Raw genomic sequence first — 16,201 nt, forward strand, 5'->3', positions numbered from 1 at the left:
CAGAATCCCAAATCTTAGAAGAAATGAAACACAACTACATTAAACAATTTTATTTAAAAGCACTAACCTTATTCCTCATTGCTTTTTCTGTTAGTCCATTTATTTTTGCTCAATCGGAGCCTTTTCAATGCGATTTTAACGCATACTTATTTCAACGAAACGATATTTATGCTCTAGATTTAGCATCAGGAAGCTCCTATCTGGTAGCAGAAGACATAGTCGAGGGAAATATTAATGCAGCTGCATACAATTCGGCAGATGGTTATCTATGGGGCTATTTATCAACCCCTTCTATTTCTATTGTACGTATAGGTAATGACTTTTCTACGGATATATATAACATACCAAATTTACCGAATACCGGTAATAGATATGTTGGGGATATTAGCATTGACGGAATTTATTATATACGCTCTGGTTCTTCTGCGTACCATTCTATAGATTTAAATCCAGAATCTAATAATTTATTAGAATATGTTGGTGAACACACATTAAATAAAAGTATAAGTATTCATGATTGGGCATTTAACGCTACAGATGGAAAGTTATATACTGTAGAGAAAAAAACGAATCATCTGTATAGAATTACAGCAGAAACTGGTAATGTAGAAGATTTAGGAGAAGTACCTATTCTATCAGGATTTGATTATACCTATGGAGCAGTTTATTTTGATGTAGATGGGAATTTTTATATATCAGCAAATCAAACAGGTTCTGTATATAAGATTAATAATGTAAATAATATTGTAGCTAATGGAGCAATGACTTCTAATATTTTTGCTTTTGGCCCTTCTAGCTCATTGAATGATGGAGCGCGCTGTCCAACAGCACCAGTGCCGCAAGAAGATTGTATTAATGGATTAGATGATGACGGCGATGGTTTGGTAGATTGTGATGATCCTTCTTGTTCAGGTGTTAGCGCTTGTCCAGTAATTACGACCACTTCAGGAGGAAATTCAGGCGGATTAGAAAGTAATGATAGATTAGCAAATTTAATTAGTAAGCGTAATTATAATAGAGCAAAAAGCAATTATAAATTTGATAAATTTTCGGCTAAAGTAATTAAAAAGGGTCTTAGTTATAAAAAGAGTGGAAAATACTCTCCTTCTCAAATTCCTTTAAATTCTTTAGTACCATTGAATGTTATTGGGGAGACTAGTACTATTGAGTCTTCTCCAGCAGATTTATTGGCATTAACGAATGCCTCGGATATTTACTCTGTAGATTATTTAAAAAATACAGAAACTGTTAGTGCATTAATGGTAATTAAAACAGAGAATAAAGTCTATGAACATAGCAAGTTTATTTGCGACCGTTTTCTAGGAGCTGAGTTGTTGTCGGTATCTAATATTCAAATTAGAGAGAATGATTTTATTAAGTCTAGAATAAAGCAAGACGATGGTAATATTGAGTTTGCATTGACTTTTTCTGCAAGATTAGACGAGAATGATAAGTTTGTGATAGAATCGCATTGGAATATAGATGCTTACAAGGATAATACCATGTATTACAACTTTCAAATATGGTCTAATTCTATAGACGATTTAGTTTCTTTAGGCGAAGAAATATTAGACTTATTAGAAGCTAACACAGAAATTATAGATTACACTGGATCAACACCACCTCCTGTATTCGTAAAATCTGCCAGTTATAGAAATGGCAAAATTAATATGCAAGTAGTTAATAATAATCGATCTAGTGAAATTTACGTAGAAGGAGGTTTAAAGCGAACGGAAACTAGCGATTCTGATATGATGACTTTAGAAACAGACTTAGATGGGTACATAGATTCTGTTTCCGTAGATACAGGTTCTTTATTCGATTTTGGTTTTAGAATAAGTGCGGATAAGGCAGGAACTCCAGACGATTTGTTTGTGGCAGATGCTCCTTGGGGGTTAGATGATTCAGGATTGGAAACAACTATGCAAAACTACAACGTAAGTCAGAATCAGGATTCTTATACAGGAAGTGGTTATAGAGTAGAGCGTAATGTTAATTTACAAGGAACAACCAAAGATTATATTGGGGTTTACAGAGCCTTTAGTCCAAGATTTTTGCCTGTAGATTTATCAGAGTACCATAACTTATCTTTCGAAGCTTCCGGGACAGGAGAACTAGAAATTAAACTTTTAAAAGGAAATGGGGAGGAGTTTACCACAGAAGTGTCATTATCAGATGAGGTTACAAAATTTTCTATCCCTGACGAAGTTTTTAAGAATAATACAGGGGCCACTACTAATTTCTCTAGTTTAAAAGTTATTTCATTTAATCTTAAATCTAAAGACGGAAGTTTACAAGACAAAAAGCTAAATCTTTCTAATCTAGATTTTAATAGTGAAGAAATGAAATATGAATTTGTACTTAATAATACTAAGAAATCGGTATTAATGCCAAATCCTATAACTTCTGAAGCTACTTTATATTTCTATGATGATAAAGTTTCAGAATATACACTAGAGGTATATACATTAGGAGGGCATTTGTTATCCTCACAAACAAATAAGGGCAATACAATTATTGGCCAGAATGAGATAACAGTACAAAGAAACAATTTGCCATCCGGGATTTACTTGTACAAACTAAGTAGTACTTCTGATAAAACTTGGAGTGGAAAAATGGTGATTAAATAAAAACGGAATGGTTAATAGATTTATGGGTTTTAATTCTTTTTTCAAAGAATTAAAACCCATTTTTATTATTTATGAGAGATAATCCAACTATAAGCATTCTCAAAAGCCTCTAACCACGGTGAAACTTCATCTTGTCTATTACTAGGGTAGTGCGCCCAGTTCCATGGGAATGTAGAACGCTCAAAGTGTGGCATAGTTACTAAATGACGACCTGTAGCATCGCACATCATTGCCGTATTAAAATCGCTTCCATTAGGATTAGAAGGGTAACCTTCATACCCATATTTTGCAACAATTTGATATTTGTCTTCACCGTATGGTAAGTTAAATTTACCTTCTCCATGCGATATCCAAACGCCTAGAGTATTACCCGCTAAAGAAGATAACATAATGGAGTTGTTCTCCTGAATTTTAACCGATGTAAAGTTACTCTCGTGTTTGTTAGAATCATTATGTACCATTCTACCATGTGTTTCATGGTCTGGGTTAATTAAATCTAACTCCATAAATAATTGACAACCGTTACAAATACCAACAGAAAGTGTATCTGGTCTTGCAAAGAAATTCTTAATTACGGCATTTGCTTTTTCATTATATTTTATGGCTCCGGCCCATCCTTTTGCGCTTCCTAAAACGTCCGAATTAGAGAATCCACCAACAGCACCTAAAAATTGAATGTCTTCTAGAGTTTCACGACCAGAAATTAAATCGGTCATATGTACATCTTTTACATCAAAACCAGCTAAATACATTGCATTTGCCATTTCGCGCTCAGAATTACTTCCTTTTTCTCTTAAAATAGCAGCTTTTGGGCGTTTTGTAGGTCTTGGGTTTAGTTTCCCAGTAAAATTCTTAGGGAATGTATATTGTAATGCTTGGTTTTTATAATTGTCATAACGGTCTTTTGCTAAGTTGTTTGCCGTTTGTTTGTCATCTAATAAATAAGATGTTTTAAACCAAGTATCTCGTAATGAACTTACATTTAAGCCCATTTCCATACCACCGTTTTTAATCGTAAGCGTAGCTTCAGAAGAAACCGTTCCTATTTTTTTGAAATCGATATTAGCATTACTTAAAACAGTCTCAATGGATGCATCCTTGGCTTGTAACACAATACCAGAGTTTTCAGCAAAAAGAAGTTTTATAGTGTCTTGTTCGTTTAAAGAACTAAGGTCTAAATTGGCTCCTAGATTAACATCTGCAAAACATAATTCTAATAAAGTGGTAATTAAACCACCAGAGGCAACATCATGACCTGCAAGTACTTGTCCTTCTTTAATTAAAGTTTGAATCGTATTAAATACCGTTTTTACATACCCAGCATCTTTTACATTTGGCGCTTCATTACCAATGGTATTTAATACTTGTGCAAAGGAAGATCCACCTAGTTTAAAGGTATCTTGTGATAGGTTGATGTAGTATATGTCTCCACCATCTTTTTGTAAAACAGGCTCTACTACTTTAGTAATATCGTTACAGTTACCAGCAGCAGAAATAATAACCGTACCTGGAGAAATAACATCGCCATCGGTATACTTTTGCTTCATAGAAAGCGAATCCTTTCCGGTTGGTACGTTGATGCCTAAAGCGATAGAAAACTCAGACACCGCTTCAACAGCTTTGTATAAACGTGCATCTTCACCATTATTTTTACAAGGCCACATCCAGTTGGCAGATAGGGAAACAGATTGTAATCCGTCTTTTAAAGGAGCCCAAACTATATTTGTTAACGCTTCTGTAATACTATTTTTACTTCCAGCAGCAGGGTCTATTAAAGCAGAAATAGGTGAGTGCCCAATAGAAGTAGCAATACCTTCTTTTCCTTTAAAATCTAGTGCCATAACACCACAGTTATTTAGTGGTAACTGTAATGGTCCTGCACATTGTTGTTTGGCAACACGACCACCAACACAACGGTCTACTTTATTTGTTAACCAATCTTTAGAAGCAACAGCCTCTAACTGTAATACTTGCTCTAAATAATCATGAAAATTTTCTAATTTATATTCTGGTGCATCGTAAGTACGAGTTACTGTGTTATCTGTTAAAACTGTTTTAGGAGAGCTTCCAAAAATATCAGATAAAGCTACATCCATAGGTTTTTCCCCTGTGGTACTAGACTCAAACGTAAAACGGTCATCTGTAGTAACATCACCAACTTCATACATTGGAGAACGCTCACGTTCTGCAATCTCTTTAAGTAAGCTAGTATCTTCTTTACCAATAACTAATCCCATACGTTCTTGAGACTCATTACCTATAATTTCTTTAGCAGATAGGGTAGGGTCACCAACAGGAAGTTTGTCTAGATCTATTTTCCCACCAGTTTCTTCTACCAATTCTGATAAACAATTTAAATGTCCACCAGCACCATGATCATGAATAGATACAATAGGGTTGGCATCACTCTCTACCATTCCTCGAATTGCATTGGCCGCACGTTTTTGCATTTCTGGATTAGAACGTTGTACGGCATTAAGTTCTATGGCAGAACTAAATTCACCAGTATCTGCACTAGAAACAGCTGCGCCACCCATACCAATACGGTAATTGTCACCACCAAGGATAACAATTTTATCTCCTTCTTCTGGTTTTGCTTTTATAGCTTGCGATGCTTTTCCATAACCAATACCACCAGCTTGCATAATAACTTTATCAAACCCTAAACGGCGAGGATTATCACTAGAAGTCTCTTCTTCTTTATGTTCAAACGTAAGTACAGAACCATTAATTAAAGGCTGTCCAAATTTATTACCAAAGTCTGATGCTCCGTTAGATGCTTTTATTAAAATATCCATTGGAGTTTGGTATAGCCATTTACGTTCTGCTAATCCATTTTCCCATTTTCTGTCTTTTTCTAATCTAGAATAAGCTGTCATATAAACCGCTGTTCCTGCTAATGGTAATGAACCTTGTCCACCAGCTAAACGGTCTCTAATTTCACCGCCTGAACCCGTAGCAGCACCGTTAAAAGGTTCTACTGTGGTTGGGAAATTGTGTGTTTCTGCTTTTAATGAGATAACAGAATCGAATTTTTCTTCTTGATAAAAATCTGGCTTATTTGCTGTTTTTGGTGCAAATTGTATTACTTCTGGGCCTTTTACAAAGGCAACATTATCTTTATAAGCAGAAACAATGTCGTTATGATTTTCTTGCGATGTCTTTTTAATTAATTTAAAAAGAGAAGTTGGCATTTGTTCGCCATCAATCACAAAATCACCATTAAATATTTTATGGCGGCAGTGTTCTGAGTTTACTTGACTAAAACCAAAAACTTCCGAATCGGTTAGTTTTCTACCTATTTTCTTTGCTACACTATCTAAATAGGTTACTTCCTCCTCACTAAGAGCAAGACCTTCTTGAGCATTATATGCAGCAATATCTTCTATCTCTAGAATTGGTTCTGGTTTAATATTTATAGTAAACATTTCTTGATTCAAGCTCTCAAACTTATGAGAAAGCATTGGGTCAAAATCTGTAAAATCTTCGGCTACATTATAAAATTCCTCAATACGAATTACTCCTGTAATTCCCATATTCTGAGTTATTTCAGTAGCATTAGTACTCCAAGGCGTAATCATTGCTGCTCTTGGACCAATAAAAAAGGCGTCTAGAGACGCCGCGTTTATTTTTGGTTGGTTACCAAATAACCATATTAATTTATTTGTAGTTTCTTCCGAAAGTTCAGCGGTAGTTTGTACTGCAAAAACTTTGTTTGTCGCATTCCCGAAAAAATGAATCATTGCGCTTCTTGTTGTTTAGTTTTAAGAAAGCACAAATTTACATTTTTTTAATCTAAGAAATCAATCCTATTAATCAACAATTAGCAAAAAAATGTTGATTACTTTTAGCTTGTTGCACTAGATTTTGACAATTTTTTGAGATAAAGATTAATTGTAAAAACAGTATTTTTAATAAAAAAAGAGATGAAAAGGTGTTTACAGGTAGTATTAGTAGTGTTTTTGATATTCATTTCTTGTAAAAAGAATAATTCTTCTGCTATGGAGAATGATGATATAGAGAATGTAGATTCTAATTCTGCAGTAGGTACCTACGGACAATTAAGTGTTCGTGGTAATAAAATTGTAAATAAAAATAATGAGCCAATACAATTAAGAGGAATGTCTTTGTTCTGGAGTCAATGGATGGGACAATATTACACCAAAGAAACAGTAAGCTGGCTTAAAGAAGATTGGGAGGTTACTGTGGTTAGAGCAGCAATGGGAGTAGACGAGGGGGAGGAAAGTTATATTTATAGACCCGAAATTGAAAAGGAAAAAGTTTTTAGAGTAATTAATGGAGCTATAGAGGCGGGAGTGTATGTAATTGTAGATTGGCATAGTCATCATGCAGAAGATTATGTAGAAGAAGCCAAAACTTTTTTTTCTGAGGTGGCCCAAAAGTATGGCAATCAACCCAATATTATTTATGAAATTTATAATGAGCCCTTAGATGTATCTTGGGATACTGTTTTAAAACCTTATCATGAAGCTGTTATTGAAGAGATACGAAAATATGATGCTAATAACATTATAGTATGTGGCACAAGATTATGGTCGCAACGTGTAGATGAGGTAATTTCTAATCCTATCCAACAAGATAATATAGCATATACATTACATTATTATTCCTCTACCCATAAACAGGAATTAAGAGCTATTGCAACATTAGCTATTAATGCAGATATAGCCTTGTTTGTAACAGAGTTTGGAGTTTCTGAAGCATCTGGCGATGGTGTTATAGATGTTTCTGAGGCTAATATTTGGTGGGATTTTCTTGATGAAAATAAAATTTCATGGTGTAATTGGTCTATAGCAGATAAAGAAGAAGCTTCTGCTGCTCTTTATCCTGGAGCTTCTGGAACTGGTAATTGGTCCAATGATGAAATAACTACTTCTGGAAAAATGGTTAAGACGGAGTTAAAAGAAAAAAACCAAGATTTTAAATAGTCTTGGTTTATACATTTTAAAAATAGAATTAGAGTTATTCTGTTTTTTTAGATAATAACGCCATGTAAAAACCATCATAACCGCTAGTAGAAGCAAATATTTTTTTGTCCTTTACAAATTCAAAATCTTTACCTTCTTCTGATCCTAAAAAGGACTTTACTTGGTCTATGTTTTCTTGTGGTAAAATAGAACAAGTAGCGTATACCATTTGTCCGCCTGGTTTTACTATTTTACTATAACTACGGATAATTTCTTTTTGTGTTGTAATTATTTTGTCAACAAATTCTGGCTGTAATTTCCACTTGGCATCTGGATTTCTTCTTAGAATTCCTAAACCAGTACATGGAGCATCGATTAAAACCCTATCTGCTTTACCATGTAGTTTTTTAATTACTTTGGTAGAGTCAATGTGTCTGGGCTCAATATTGTGCGCGCCAGCACGTTTCGCTCTGCGTTTAAGTTCTTTTAATTTATTAGCATAAATGTCTAGAGCAATTAACTGTCCTTTATTTTCCATAAGAGCAGCTAAATGCAATGCTTTTCCACCAGCTCCGGCACATGTATCTACAACACGCATTCCAGGTTTTACTTCTAAAAATTCTGATACTAATTGCGAAGAGGCATCCTGTACTTCAAAAAAACCTTTTTTGAATGCTTCTGAGGTAAAAACGTTACTACGTTCTACTAACTTTAGGGCATTAGAATATCCTTTTATAGTATCTACATCGATACCAGCTTCTATAAGTGTTTTGCGCAATTTTTCTTTAGATGTTTTTAAGGTGTTTGCTCTTAAAATTACATCTGCCTGTTGGTTTAATGCAGTAGCTTCTTTATTCCACAATTTTTCTCCTAAAGACCTTTCACAAAGCTCATCCATCCAATCTGGAATAGATTCTTTAAATTTTCTGATTTTAGAAAGCTCATCGAATTTTCCTTTAATTCTTCTTTCTGGAGTTGGTTCTAATTGTTTCCAATCGGGTAGTTTTATGCCTTTAAGAATAGCCCAAACAGCAAACAAACGGAATAAATTAGGTCTGGAATATGGGGCTTTTACTTCTGCAATTTCAGAGTACAAGCGTTTCCAACGAACAATATCATAGGTAGTTTCTGCAATAAAGCCACGGTCACGAGAGCCCCAACGTTTATCAAACTTTAAAACTTTTTGTACTACTTTATCCGCATATTGGTCCTCATTAAAAATTAAATTTAATGCGTCTATAACTGCAAAAACTAGATTTCTGTGTAATTTCATCACTTAAAAAATAAGGCTGCAAAGGTATTGTATTAGAAGTGAATAGACTTATTTTTGATAAAATTAATCTTCATGAAATTTTCTTTCCCAATTTTATTATTTGTTTTGCTTTTATTTGGTTGCAATCTAGAAAAGAAAAAAACACCTTTTTCTTCTGTACAAGTAGCTATTATATATGAGGATTCTGTTAGTATAAGAGCTATTGAGATTATGGGAAATAGTTTAGCTTTTGCTGCGGACAAAGGTGTTTTTGGTTCTGTAGATTTAGCAACAAATAAAGTACGACTAAATGCTATAGATTTTGAAGGTAAGAAGCCTCATTTTAGGTCTGTAGCACATACGGATACAGATTTTTTTATGCTTTCTATAGGAAGTCCGGCTTTGTTATATAAAACCGGAGAAGCAGGTAAAATGGAATTAGTATATAAAGAAGAAGGAGAAAATGTTTTTTATGATGCAATGACTTTTTGGAATTCTAAGGAAGGAATAGCCGTTGGCGATAGTAATAATGGTTGCCTTTCCATATTAATTACAAGAGATGGCGGTAAAAGTTGGTCTAAAATTCCTTGTGAAAATTTGCCAGAAGGAGTAGGAGAAGAAGGGGCTTTTGCTGCGAGTAATACTAACATTGAAGTGCAAGGAGATAAAGTTTGGATAGCTACCACAAATAGCAGGATTTATTATTCTGAAAATAAAGGAGTTAGTTGGCGTGTTTTAGGAACTCCTATTTTAGGAGAAGAATCTACACAAGGCATTTATTCTTTAGATTTTTATGATGCTAAAATAGGAGTTTCTATTGGAGGAGATTACACCAACCCAGAGTCTAATACTAGGAATAAAGCAATAACAACAGATAGTGGCAGCACATGGAAATTAATAGCCAATGATAAAGACCCTGGCTATAAAAGTTGTGTACAATTTGTTCCCAATTCTAATGGGAATGAAATTGTTGCTATAGGTTTTACAGGGATTTCTTATTCTAGTGATAGGGGAGAAAGCTGGAGGCAACTTTCTAAGGAATCTTTTTATACACTTCGTTTTGCGAACGATACTACAGCTTATGCTGCAGGGAAAAATAGAATTGCAAGATTAAATTTTAAAAAATAAAGGAGGTTATATAACCTCCTTATGTATTACACATTAACTATAATATATCCTCTTCCTTGTTTTTTGTACCAAATACCTTTGTATTTGTATAATTTTCTTCCATTGATTTTAACTACTTTATTTCCTCTGGGGAGATTTCTAACAACAATACCAACAGGAGGGGCACAAACAATATATTTTCTTCTATTGTTTTTATACCATACACCATCAGCAAAATAATATTTAGAACTTTTGTAGGTGATTACTTTTGGTTTTTTAATTTTGGTGACTACCAAACCATGTTTTGGATATATTTTTACAGTCTTTCTTTGTGCATTAGCGGAAAAAGTAATTCCTAGTATTGCTATACTAACAGCAAATAATTTTAAATTTTTCATAGCCTTGTTTTTTTATGAATTTCTATACTGTTTAGACTATGTTTATTCTGTTTGGTTTAATTAAAAAAAGAGCTATTAAGCTCTTTTTTTAGTGTTTTATCGATTATTTGATTTGTGTTTTTGTCTATACTGGCGTATTAACCTTCTTTTAAAACCATTTTCTGTCTGTAATAAAATAAAGGTTTTTTTTGCAGAGATTACTTTCCGAACATCGGATATAAATTTCGTTTCTAATTTATGTTTTTGCTCTTTTAAAGAAATATCCAATTCAAGAAGTTTTTCTAAATCATTTTCAGATAGTTGATCTATTTCTCTTAACTTCTCAAAAATATCTTGTCTTTCTTGTCGCCTTATTTTATCAATTTGTTCTTCATGCGCGTTATAAATAGGCCAAAATTCTTGTGCTTCTTTACTGTTTAGGTTTAGCTTCTCCGTAATATAGGCAATTTTAAGGGCTTTTATTTTTTCATAACCCGGTTTATGTTGGCAATACATACCCGTAGTAACCAAGAACACTAAAACGTATATAATTTTTTTAATACTCATTATTCTCTATATTTAATTCGTTAAAATCGTCCATATTGCTATCTAAGTAGTCCAATATGTTTTCTTCTTTTATACCTACTTCAAGAACATCGATAATATCTAAATTATCTATAGGCATAACTTCTGCAATTTCATAAGCAGAAAGGTCTAAATCCGCGTATTCTAAATATGCGTCGATATCGGCATTTGCTAAATCACTCATATTGTATGTCTCCGTTTTATTTAGATTTATACCGATTAATAAAAGAAGGATTGCGGCAGTTGCAATTGCGAAATAATAATATTTTTTATAAGATTTTATGGAAATTACCTTTATTGGTGTTTCATTTAATTTCTCTACAATGTTTTTATGAAGGTTATTAAAATAATCATTGGGTACATTAAAACCTTCTTTAGTAGGAAGTTTATCTTTTTCCATTTCTTCCTGAGAAGCAATTTTATCTAACAGGGAGTTGTTAAAATTTTCCAGATAATTTTCTGGTAATTTAAATCCGCTATTTTTATTAGTTGCTTTCATGGTATTTATTAGACTTGTTTTTTCTAAAATAGTTTAATTTTCTTTTAAATAGGCTTCAATCTTTTTCGTAGCTAAATGATAGGATGCCTTAAGGCCGCCAACAGAAGTTTCTAATACTTCGGATATTTCGTCGTATTTCATTTCATCAAAATACTTCATATTAAAAACTAACTTTTGTTTTTCTGGTAATGTAGCAATTGCTTTTTGTAATTTTAATTGAATTTTATCTCCTTCGAAATAAACGTCCGATTCTAAATTATTTAATAACGTTTCTTGTAATTCTACACTATCTATTCCCATTTTTTTAGATTTCGACTTTAAAAAAGACAAAGATTCATTCGTCGCAATTCTATACATCCAAGAGTAAAGTTTGCTATCTCCTTTAAAGTTGTCAATGTTTCTATAGACTTTAATAAATGTATTTTGTAAGACATCATCGGCGTCATCATGATTTAATACAATACGCCTTATGTGCCAATATAACCTTTCTTTATAGGTGTTAACAAGTTTTTCGAAAGCCCTGGCTTGGGTTTCGGTTTGCTTTAAATCGTCTATTAATGTTTGTTCTTCTATCAATAGTTTTTACTTACGTTTAATGCTTAGACTATAAAGGTAGTAAAAGGTTTAACTGCTTTGAATATTCATTTATTAGATAGTTAAGATTTTTTTAATAGAAAAAATATCCAAAAAACAACATTTATAATAGAGGTTATAGTAAATTTTTGAGAATTTATAAATTTCGAAGATTTAAGCCAGAGGGGAGGATTAAGTTTCCACTCTTGATCATGAATGAATTTCTTTGGTTTCTTGCAATATGCTTCTGTAAAATTACAACCTTGAATTATGACTTGAATTCTATTTTTTTCTTTTATATAATATGAATAATCAATTATTTTGAATGTATAGAGTAAATTAATGGCATAATATTTTTCAATATCTTTTTCAGGAATATAATGTCCTTTTTTGCTAATTAAACGCATTATTTCAACCATTCTTTTTTCAGTAGAAGAGGTTATACTTTTTGATACCATTTATATCTTATAGAGTTTAACTATACCAAAATTTATTTTTTTTGGATGGTTTTATTAGCACAAAGATAGTTATTAAATATTTTATTTAAAATGATTCTAAATAAAGTTATTGAAATGTTTTTAACAATAGTTGTTGCAATAAAATATTATATCACATTATTTTTAAAAAGGAAAAATTAATTTTAAGTATGTAGTGCATTATTGAAAATTATAATTTCCTACCCTAGCGACTGCATGTCTACTAATTTTTTGTACACACCATTAGCAGCTAAAAGCTCTTGGTGTGTTCCTTGTTCTACAATTTCTCCTTTTTGTAAAACCACTATTGTATTTGCCTTTTGTATTGTAGAAAGACGGTGCGCAATAACTATAGAAGTGCGGTTTTGCATCATTTTGTCTAATGCATCTTGCACTAAACGTTCACTTTCGGTATCTAAGGCAGATGTTGCTTCATCCAAAATCATAATAGGAGGGTTTTTTAAAACCGCTCTTGCAATAGATAAACGTTGTTTTTGTCCGCCACTTAATTTATTTCCGCTGTCTCCAATATTAGTATCATATCCATTAGGAAGCTCTGAAATAAAATCATGCGCATTTGCAATTTTAGCGGCTGCTATAATTTCTTCTTCGCTAGCATTTTCTTTTCCTAGCCCAATATTATTTTTAACCGTATCATTAAATAAAATAGAGTCTTGCGTAACTAAACCTAATAATCCGCGAAGCGATTTTTTAGTTAGGTTTTTTATATTTTCATTATCAATAGTAATAGCACCTTGGTTAACATCATAAAAACGTGTAACTAGATTTGCAATGGTACTTTTTCCACTGCCGGATTGCCCAACTAAGGCAACTGTTTCTCCTTTATTTACGGTAAGATTAAAATCTTTAAGAACATATTCCTCTTCATATTTAAAAGAAATGTTTTCTAATTTTATTCCAGTAGTAAAGTCTTGTTTATTTATAGCATTTGTAATTTCTGAAATAGGATTTTCTGTCTCTAATATTTCTAATACTCTTTCTGCTGCTGCATTTCCTTTTTTAACGCCATAAGAAGCTTTACTAATTGCTTTTGCAGGAGTAAGAATATTATATGCTAATCCCATATAGGCAATAAATAATTCAGGTTTTAGGGTTTTTTCAACCAAAACCATTTGACCACCAAACCAGAGGATGACACCAATTGCTGCTATTCCAAAAAACTCGCTTGTTGGGGAAGCTAAATTTTGTCTGTTTAATAATGTATTTGAAAAGTTAAAAAAACGTTTTGTAGAACGTTGAAATATACTAGAGAATTTTTCTTCAGCATTAAAAGCTTTAATTACGCGTAAACCACCCAAAGTTTCTTCTAGAATAGATAAAAAAGCTCCTTGTTCTTGTTGTACTTTATCTGATTTTCTTTTTAAAGATTTTCCTAATAATGAAATTAAAAAACCAGAAATTGGTAAAAAGATAAATACAAAAATGGTAAGCTTTACACTAATGGAAACCATTGCTATAATAGTAAATAATATAGTTAAAGGTTCTCTAATGATTAATTCTAATATGGAAAGAAACGAGTGTTGAATTTCTAAAACATCTGTGGTTATTCTAGCAATTGTATCTCCTTTTCTTTTTTCAGAATAAAAGGATAATGGTAATTCTACTGTTTTTTTGTACAACTCATTTCGGATGTCTTTTAATACGCCATTTCTTAAGAAGGTAATAAAATACATGGCTAAGTAATTAAATAAGTTTTTTAAAAAAAACATAGAAATTACTAAGGCAACCATAAAAATTAAAGCGTCATTTTCTCCTTGACCAGCTTTTTGGGTAACAAAATAACTTAGATAATCAAAAAGATACTCCTTTGCATTAAATAGGCCTTTCCAATGTGGTTTTGTGTGTATAGCTTCTGTTTGTTTAAATATAACAGATAACATTGGAAATAAGGAAACCATTGCCAAAGTGGCAAATAGCGCATAAAAAATATTAGATATAATATTTAGTATTGCATAACTCCTATAAGGTTTAGCAAAGCGGAGTATCTTTTTAAAATACTCCATTAACCTAATTTAAGTTCACTTACAATGCGGTTAATTTTTGCATCTAATTCTGCATCTACAGTCTTAAAATCTTCTGCTTTATTTAGAGAAGTATTAATACTAAAATAGAATTTTATTTTAGGCTCTGTTCCACTAGGTCTCGCAGCCATTTTGGTGCCATCTTCCGTAATATATATTAATACATTGGAAGTAGGAATATCTATAGGTGTAACTTTTCCAGTTTCAAGGTTAGTAGAGGTAGCAGTATTGTAATCTTCTACAGTTACTACTTTAGAACCATCTATTGCGGCTACAGGATTTTCCTTAAAGTCTATCATCATTTGTTTAATCTCTTCTGCACCGGAAATTCCTTTTTTAGTTAAAGAAATTAATTTTTCTTTATAGAATCCAAAATCTACATAACAATCAATTAAATCTTTAAAGAATGAACTTCCGTTTGCTTTTGCATTAGAAGCAATTTCACAAGCAAGTAGGGTAGAGGTAACGGCATCTTTATCACGAACAAAATCACCAACCATAAAGCCAAAGCTTTCTTCTCCACCACCAACAAAGTCTTGATTAGGGAAATCTTTTATCATTTTGGCAATCCATTTAAAGCCAGTTAAACCAACTTTATATTCTACGCCATAACCTTCTGCTAGTTTTCCCATCATTGGTGTAGAAACAATAGTAGAACCAATAAACTCAGTACCATTCATTCCTTTAGCTTTGCGTTGGTCTAAAAGAAATTTGGTCATTAAAATCATGGTTTGGTTTCCATTTAAAATTTCCATTTTCCCGTCTAAATTACGAACGGCAATACCTAAACGGTCGCTATCTGGGTCGGTACCAACAACCATGTCTGCCCCAATTTCTTCTGCTTTTGCAATAGCCATAGATAAAGCCTCTGGCTCTTCCGGATTAGGAGAAACTACCGTTGGGAAATTACCATCTGGTTTTGCTTGTTCTTCAATAATAGTTACGTTATTGTAGCCAGCTCTTTTTAAAACTTCTGGAATTGCAGTAATTGAAGTACCGTGTAACGAAGTAAAAACAATTTTAAAATCATCTTTTCCTTTCGCATTAAAGTTTCCATTAGTTACAGAGGCAGAAATGAAAGATTCATCTGCTTCTTTATCAATTAACTCAATTAAACTTGGATTAGCATCAAACTTAATATCCTCAAAATTTAAGTTATTTATTTCGGAAATTATAGCACCGTCTTGTGGAGGAACAATTTGTCCGCCATCGGTCCAATACACTTTATAACCATTATATTCTGGGGGGTTGTGAGAGGCAGTTAAAACAATACCTACATGACAATTAAGGTCTCTTACAGCAAAAGATAAAGCAGGAGTAGTTCTTAATTCAGAAAAAAGAAAAACTTTAATCCCATTTGCAGAAAATACTTCGGCAACCGTTTTTGCAAGAGTATCGCTATTATGTCTACAATCATAAGCAATAACTACTTTTAATTCTTCACCAGCATATACTTTCTTTAGGTAGTTAGATAAACCTTGCGTATTTTTTCCTAAGGTATATTTGTTAATTCTGTTAGTGCCTACTCCCATAACACCGCGCATACCACCAGTACCAAATTCTAAGTTTTTATAGAACCTATCTTTAAGTTCTTCTGTATTTGTTTCTTGTAATTGTTCTATTTCTTTTTTAGTATCAGTGTCAAAAAAATCTGATTTCCAGGTGTTTACTGTGTCTATATATGTTTCCATAATTTTGTAAGAATTTTACTTCAAAAACTTTATTTTTTGTT

The 16,201-nt window shown here is 32.4% G+C and carries 12 protein-coding genes; 3 read left to right on the top strand and 9 right to left on the bottom strand.

Features of this window, described 5'->3' with window-relative positions:
• The first annotated feature begins 23 nt into the window (after positions 1-23).
• Positions 24-2,630 (top strand): T9SS type A sorting domain-containing protein, encoded by a 2,607-nt coding sequence (locus tag Q0856_RS04685; RefSeq protein WP_298503126.1) that lies wholly within the window; start codon positions 24-26, stop codon positions 2,628-2,630.
• 65 nt (positions 2,631-2,695) lie between these two features.
• Here the strand turns inward: Q0856_RS04685 and purL are convergent, their stop codons facing one another.
• Positions 2,696-6,373 carry a phosphoribosylformylglycinamidine synthase gene (purL, locus tag Q0856_RS04690; RefSeq protein ID WP_298503127.1) on the bottom strand — a complete coding sequence of 1,226 codons (3,678 nt, stop codon included), beginning with the start codon at positions 6,371-6,373 and terminating at the stop codon, positions 2,696-2,698.
• Between the two features lie 183 nt (positions 6,374-6,556).
• Between purL and Q0856_RS04695 the strand changes: the two genes are divergently transcribed.
• Positions 6,557-7,579, top strand: coding sequence for a glycoside hydrolase family 5 protein (locus Q0856_RS04695; RefSeq protein WP_298503128.1), 1,023 nt, complete (start codon positions 6,557-6,559; stop codon positions 7,577-7,579).
• 34 nt (positions 7,580-7,613) lie between these two features.
• On the opposite strand, the gene Q0856_RS04700 is transcribed toward Q0856_RS04695, so the two are convergent.
• On the bottom strand, positions 7,614-8,831 hold the full coding sequence (locus Q0856_RS04700; protein WP_298503129.1) for an RsmB/NOP family class I SAM-dependent RNA methyltransferase: 1,218 nt from the start codon (positions 8,829-8,831) through the stop codon (positions 7,614-7,616).
• A gap of 72 nt (positions 8,832-8,903) precedes the next feature.
• Between Q0856_RS04700 and Q0856_RS04705 the strand changes: the two genes are divergently transcribed.
• On the top strand, positions 8,904-9,938 hold the full coding sequence (locus Q0856_RS04705) for an oxidoreductase (RefSeq protein ID WP_298503130.1): 1,035 nt from the start codon (positions 8,904-8,906) through the stop codon (positions 9,936-9,938).
• A gap of 26 nt (positions 9,939-9,964) precedes the next feature.
• Here the strand turns inward: Q0856_RS04705 and Q0856_RS04710 are convergent, their stop codons facing one another.
• The 7 genes from Q0856_RS04710 to Q0856_RS04740 form a co-directional block, all read right to left on the bottom strand.
• Positions 9,965-10,315 (bottom strand): DUF6515 family protein, encoded by a 351-nt coding sequence (locus tag Q0856_RS04710; RefSeq protein ID WP_298503131.1) that lies wholly within the window; start codon positions 10,313-10,315, stop codon positions 9,965-9,967.
• A gap of 96 nt (positions 10,316-10,411) precedes the next feature.
• Positions 10,412-10,861 (bottom strand): hypothetical protein, encoded by a 450-nt coding sequence (locus tag Q0856_RS04715; protein WP_298503133.1) that lies wholly within the window; start codon positions 10,859-10,861, stop codon positions 10,412-10,414.
• On the bottom strand, positions 10,851-11,378 hold the full coding sequence (locus Q0856_RS04720) for a hypothetical protein (RefSeq protein ID WP_298503135.1): 528 nt from the start codon (positions 11,376-11,378) through the stop codon (positions 10,851-10,853). Before Q0856_RS04720 ends, Q0856_RS04715 begins: the two co-directional genes overlap by 11 nt.
• Before the next feature lie 33 nt (positions 11,379-11,411).
• Complete coding sequence (locus tag Q0856_RS04725) at positions 11,412-11,954, bottom strand: RNA polymerase sigma factor (protein ID WP_298503137.1); 543 nt, start codon at positions 11,952-11,954, stop codon at positions 11,412-11,414.
• Between the two features lie 80 nt (positions 11,955-12,034).
• Complete coding sequence (locus Q0856_RS04730) at positions 12,035-12,409, bottom strand: hypothetical protein (protein ID WP_298503138.1); 375 nt, start codon at positions 12,407-12,409, stop codon at positions 12,035-12,037.
• 218 nt (positions 12,410-12,627) lie between these two features.
• Positions 12,628-14,451 (bottom strand): ABC transporter ATP-binding protein, encoded by a 1,824-nt coding sequence (locus Q0856_RS04735; RefSeq protein ID WP_298503140.1) that lies wholly within the window; start codon positions 14,449-14,451, stop codon positions 12,628-12,630.
• On the bottom strand, positions 14,451-16,160 hold the full coding sequence (locus tag Q0856_RS04740; RefSeq protein WP_298503142.1) for a phospho-sugar mutase: 1,710 nt from the start codon (positions 16,158-16,160) through the stop codon (positions 14,451-14,453). Before Q0856_RS04740 ends, Q0856_RS04735 begins: the two co-directional genes overlap by 1 nt.
• Between the last annotated feature and the right edge of the window lie 41 nt (positions 16,161-16,201).

Origin of the sequence: uncultured Maribacter sp., assembly GCF_947496775.1 — a bacterium.
Classification (GTDB): domain Bacteria; phylum Bacteroidota; class Bacteroidia; order Flavobacteriales; family Flavobacteriaceae; genus Maribacter_B.

Coding starts and splice junctions, on each gene's coding strand:
- Q0856_RS04685 (WP_298503126.1), top strand. CDS start 24: ATGAAACACAACTACATTAAACAATTTTATTTAAAAGCACTAACCTTA.
- purL (WP_298503127.1), bottom strand. CDS start 6,373: ATGATTCATTTTTTCGGGAATGCGACAAACAAAGTTTTTGCAGTACAA.
- Q0856_RS04695 (WP_298503128.1), top strand. CDS start 6,557: ATGAAAAGGTGTTTACAGGTAGTATTAGTAGTGTTTTTGATATTCATT.
- Q0856_RS04700 (WP_298503129.1), bottom strand. CDS start 8,831: ATGAAATTACACAGAAATCTAGTTTTTGCAGTTATAGACGCATTAAAT.
- Q0856_RS04705 (WP_298503130.1), top strand. CDS start 8,904: ATGAAATTTTCTTTCCCAATTTTATTATTTGTTTTGCTTTTATTTGGT.
- Q0856_RS04710 (WP_298503131.1), bottom strand. CDS start 10,315: ATGAAAAATTTAAAATTATTTGCTGTTAGTATAGCAATACTAGGAATT.
- Q0856_RS04715 (WP_298503133.1), bottom strand. CDS start 10,861: ATGAGTATTAAAAAAATTATATACGTTTTAGTGTTCTTGGTTACTACG.
- Q0856_RS04720 (WP_298503135.1), bottom strand. CDS start 11,378: ATGAAAGCAACTAATAAAAATAGCGGATTTAAATTACCAGAAAATTAT.
- Q0856_RS04730 (WP_298503138.1), bottom strand. CDS start 12,409: ATGGTATCAAAAAGTATAACCTCTTCTACTGAAAAAAGAATGGTTGAA.
- Q0856_RS04735 (WP_298503140.1), bottom strand. CDS start 14,451: ATGGAGTATTTTAAAAAGATACTCCGCTTTGCTAAACCTTATAGGAGT.
- Q0856_RS04740 (WP_298503142.1), bottom strand. CDS start 16,160: ATGGAAACATATATAGACACAGTAAACACCTGGAAATCAGATTTTTTT.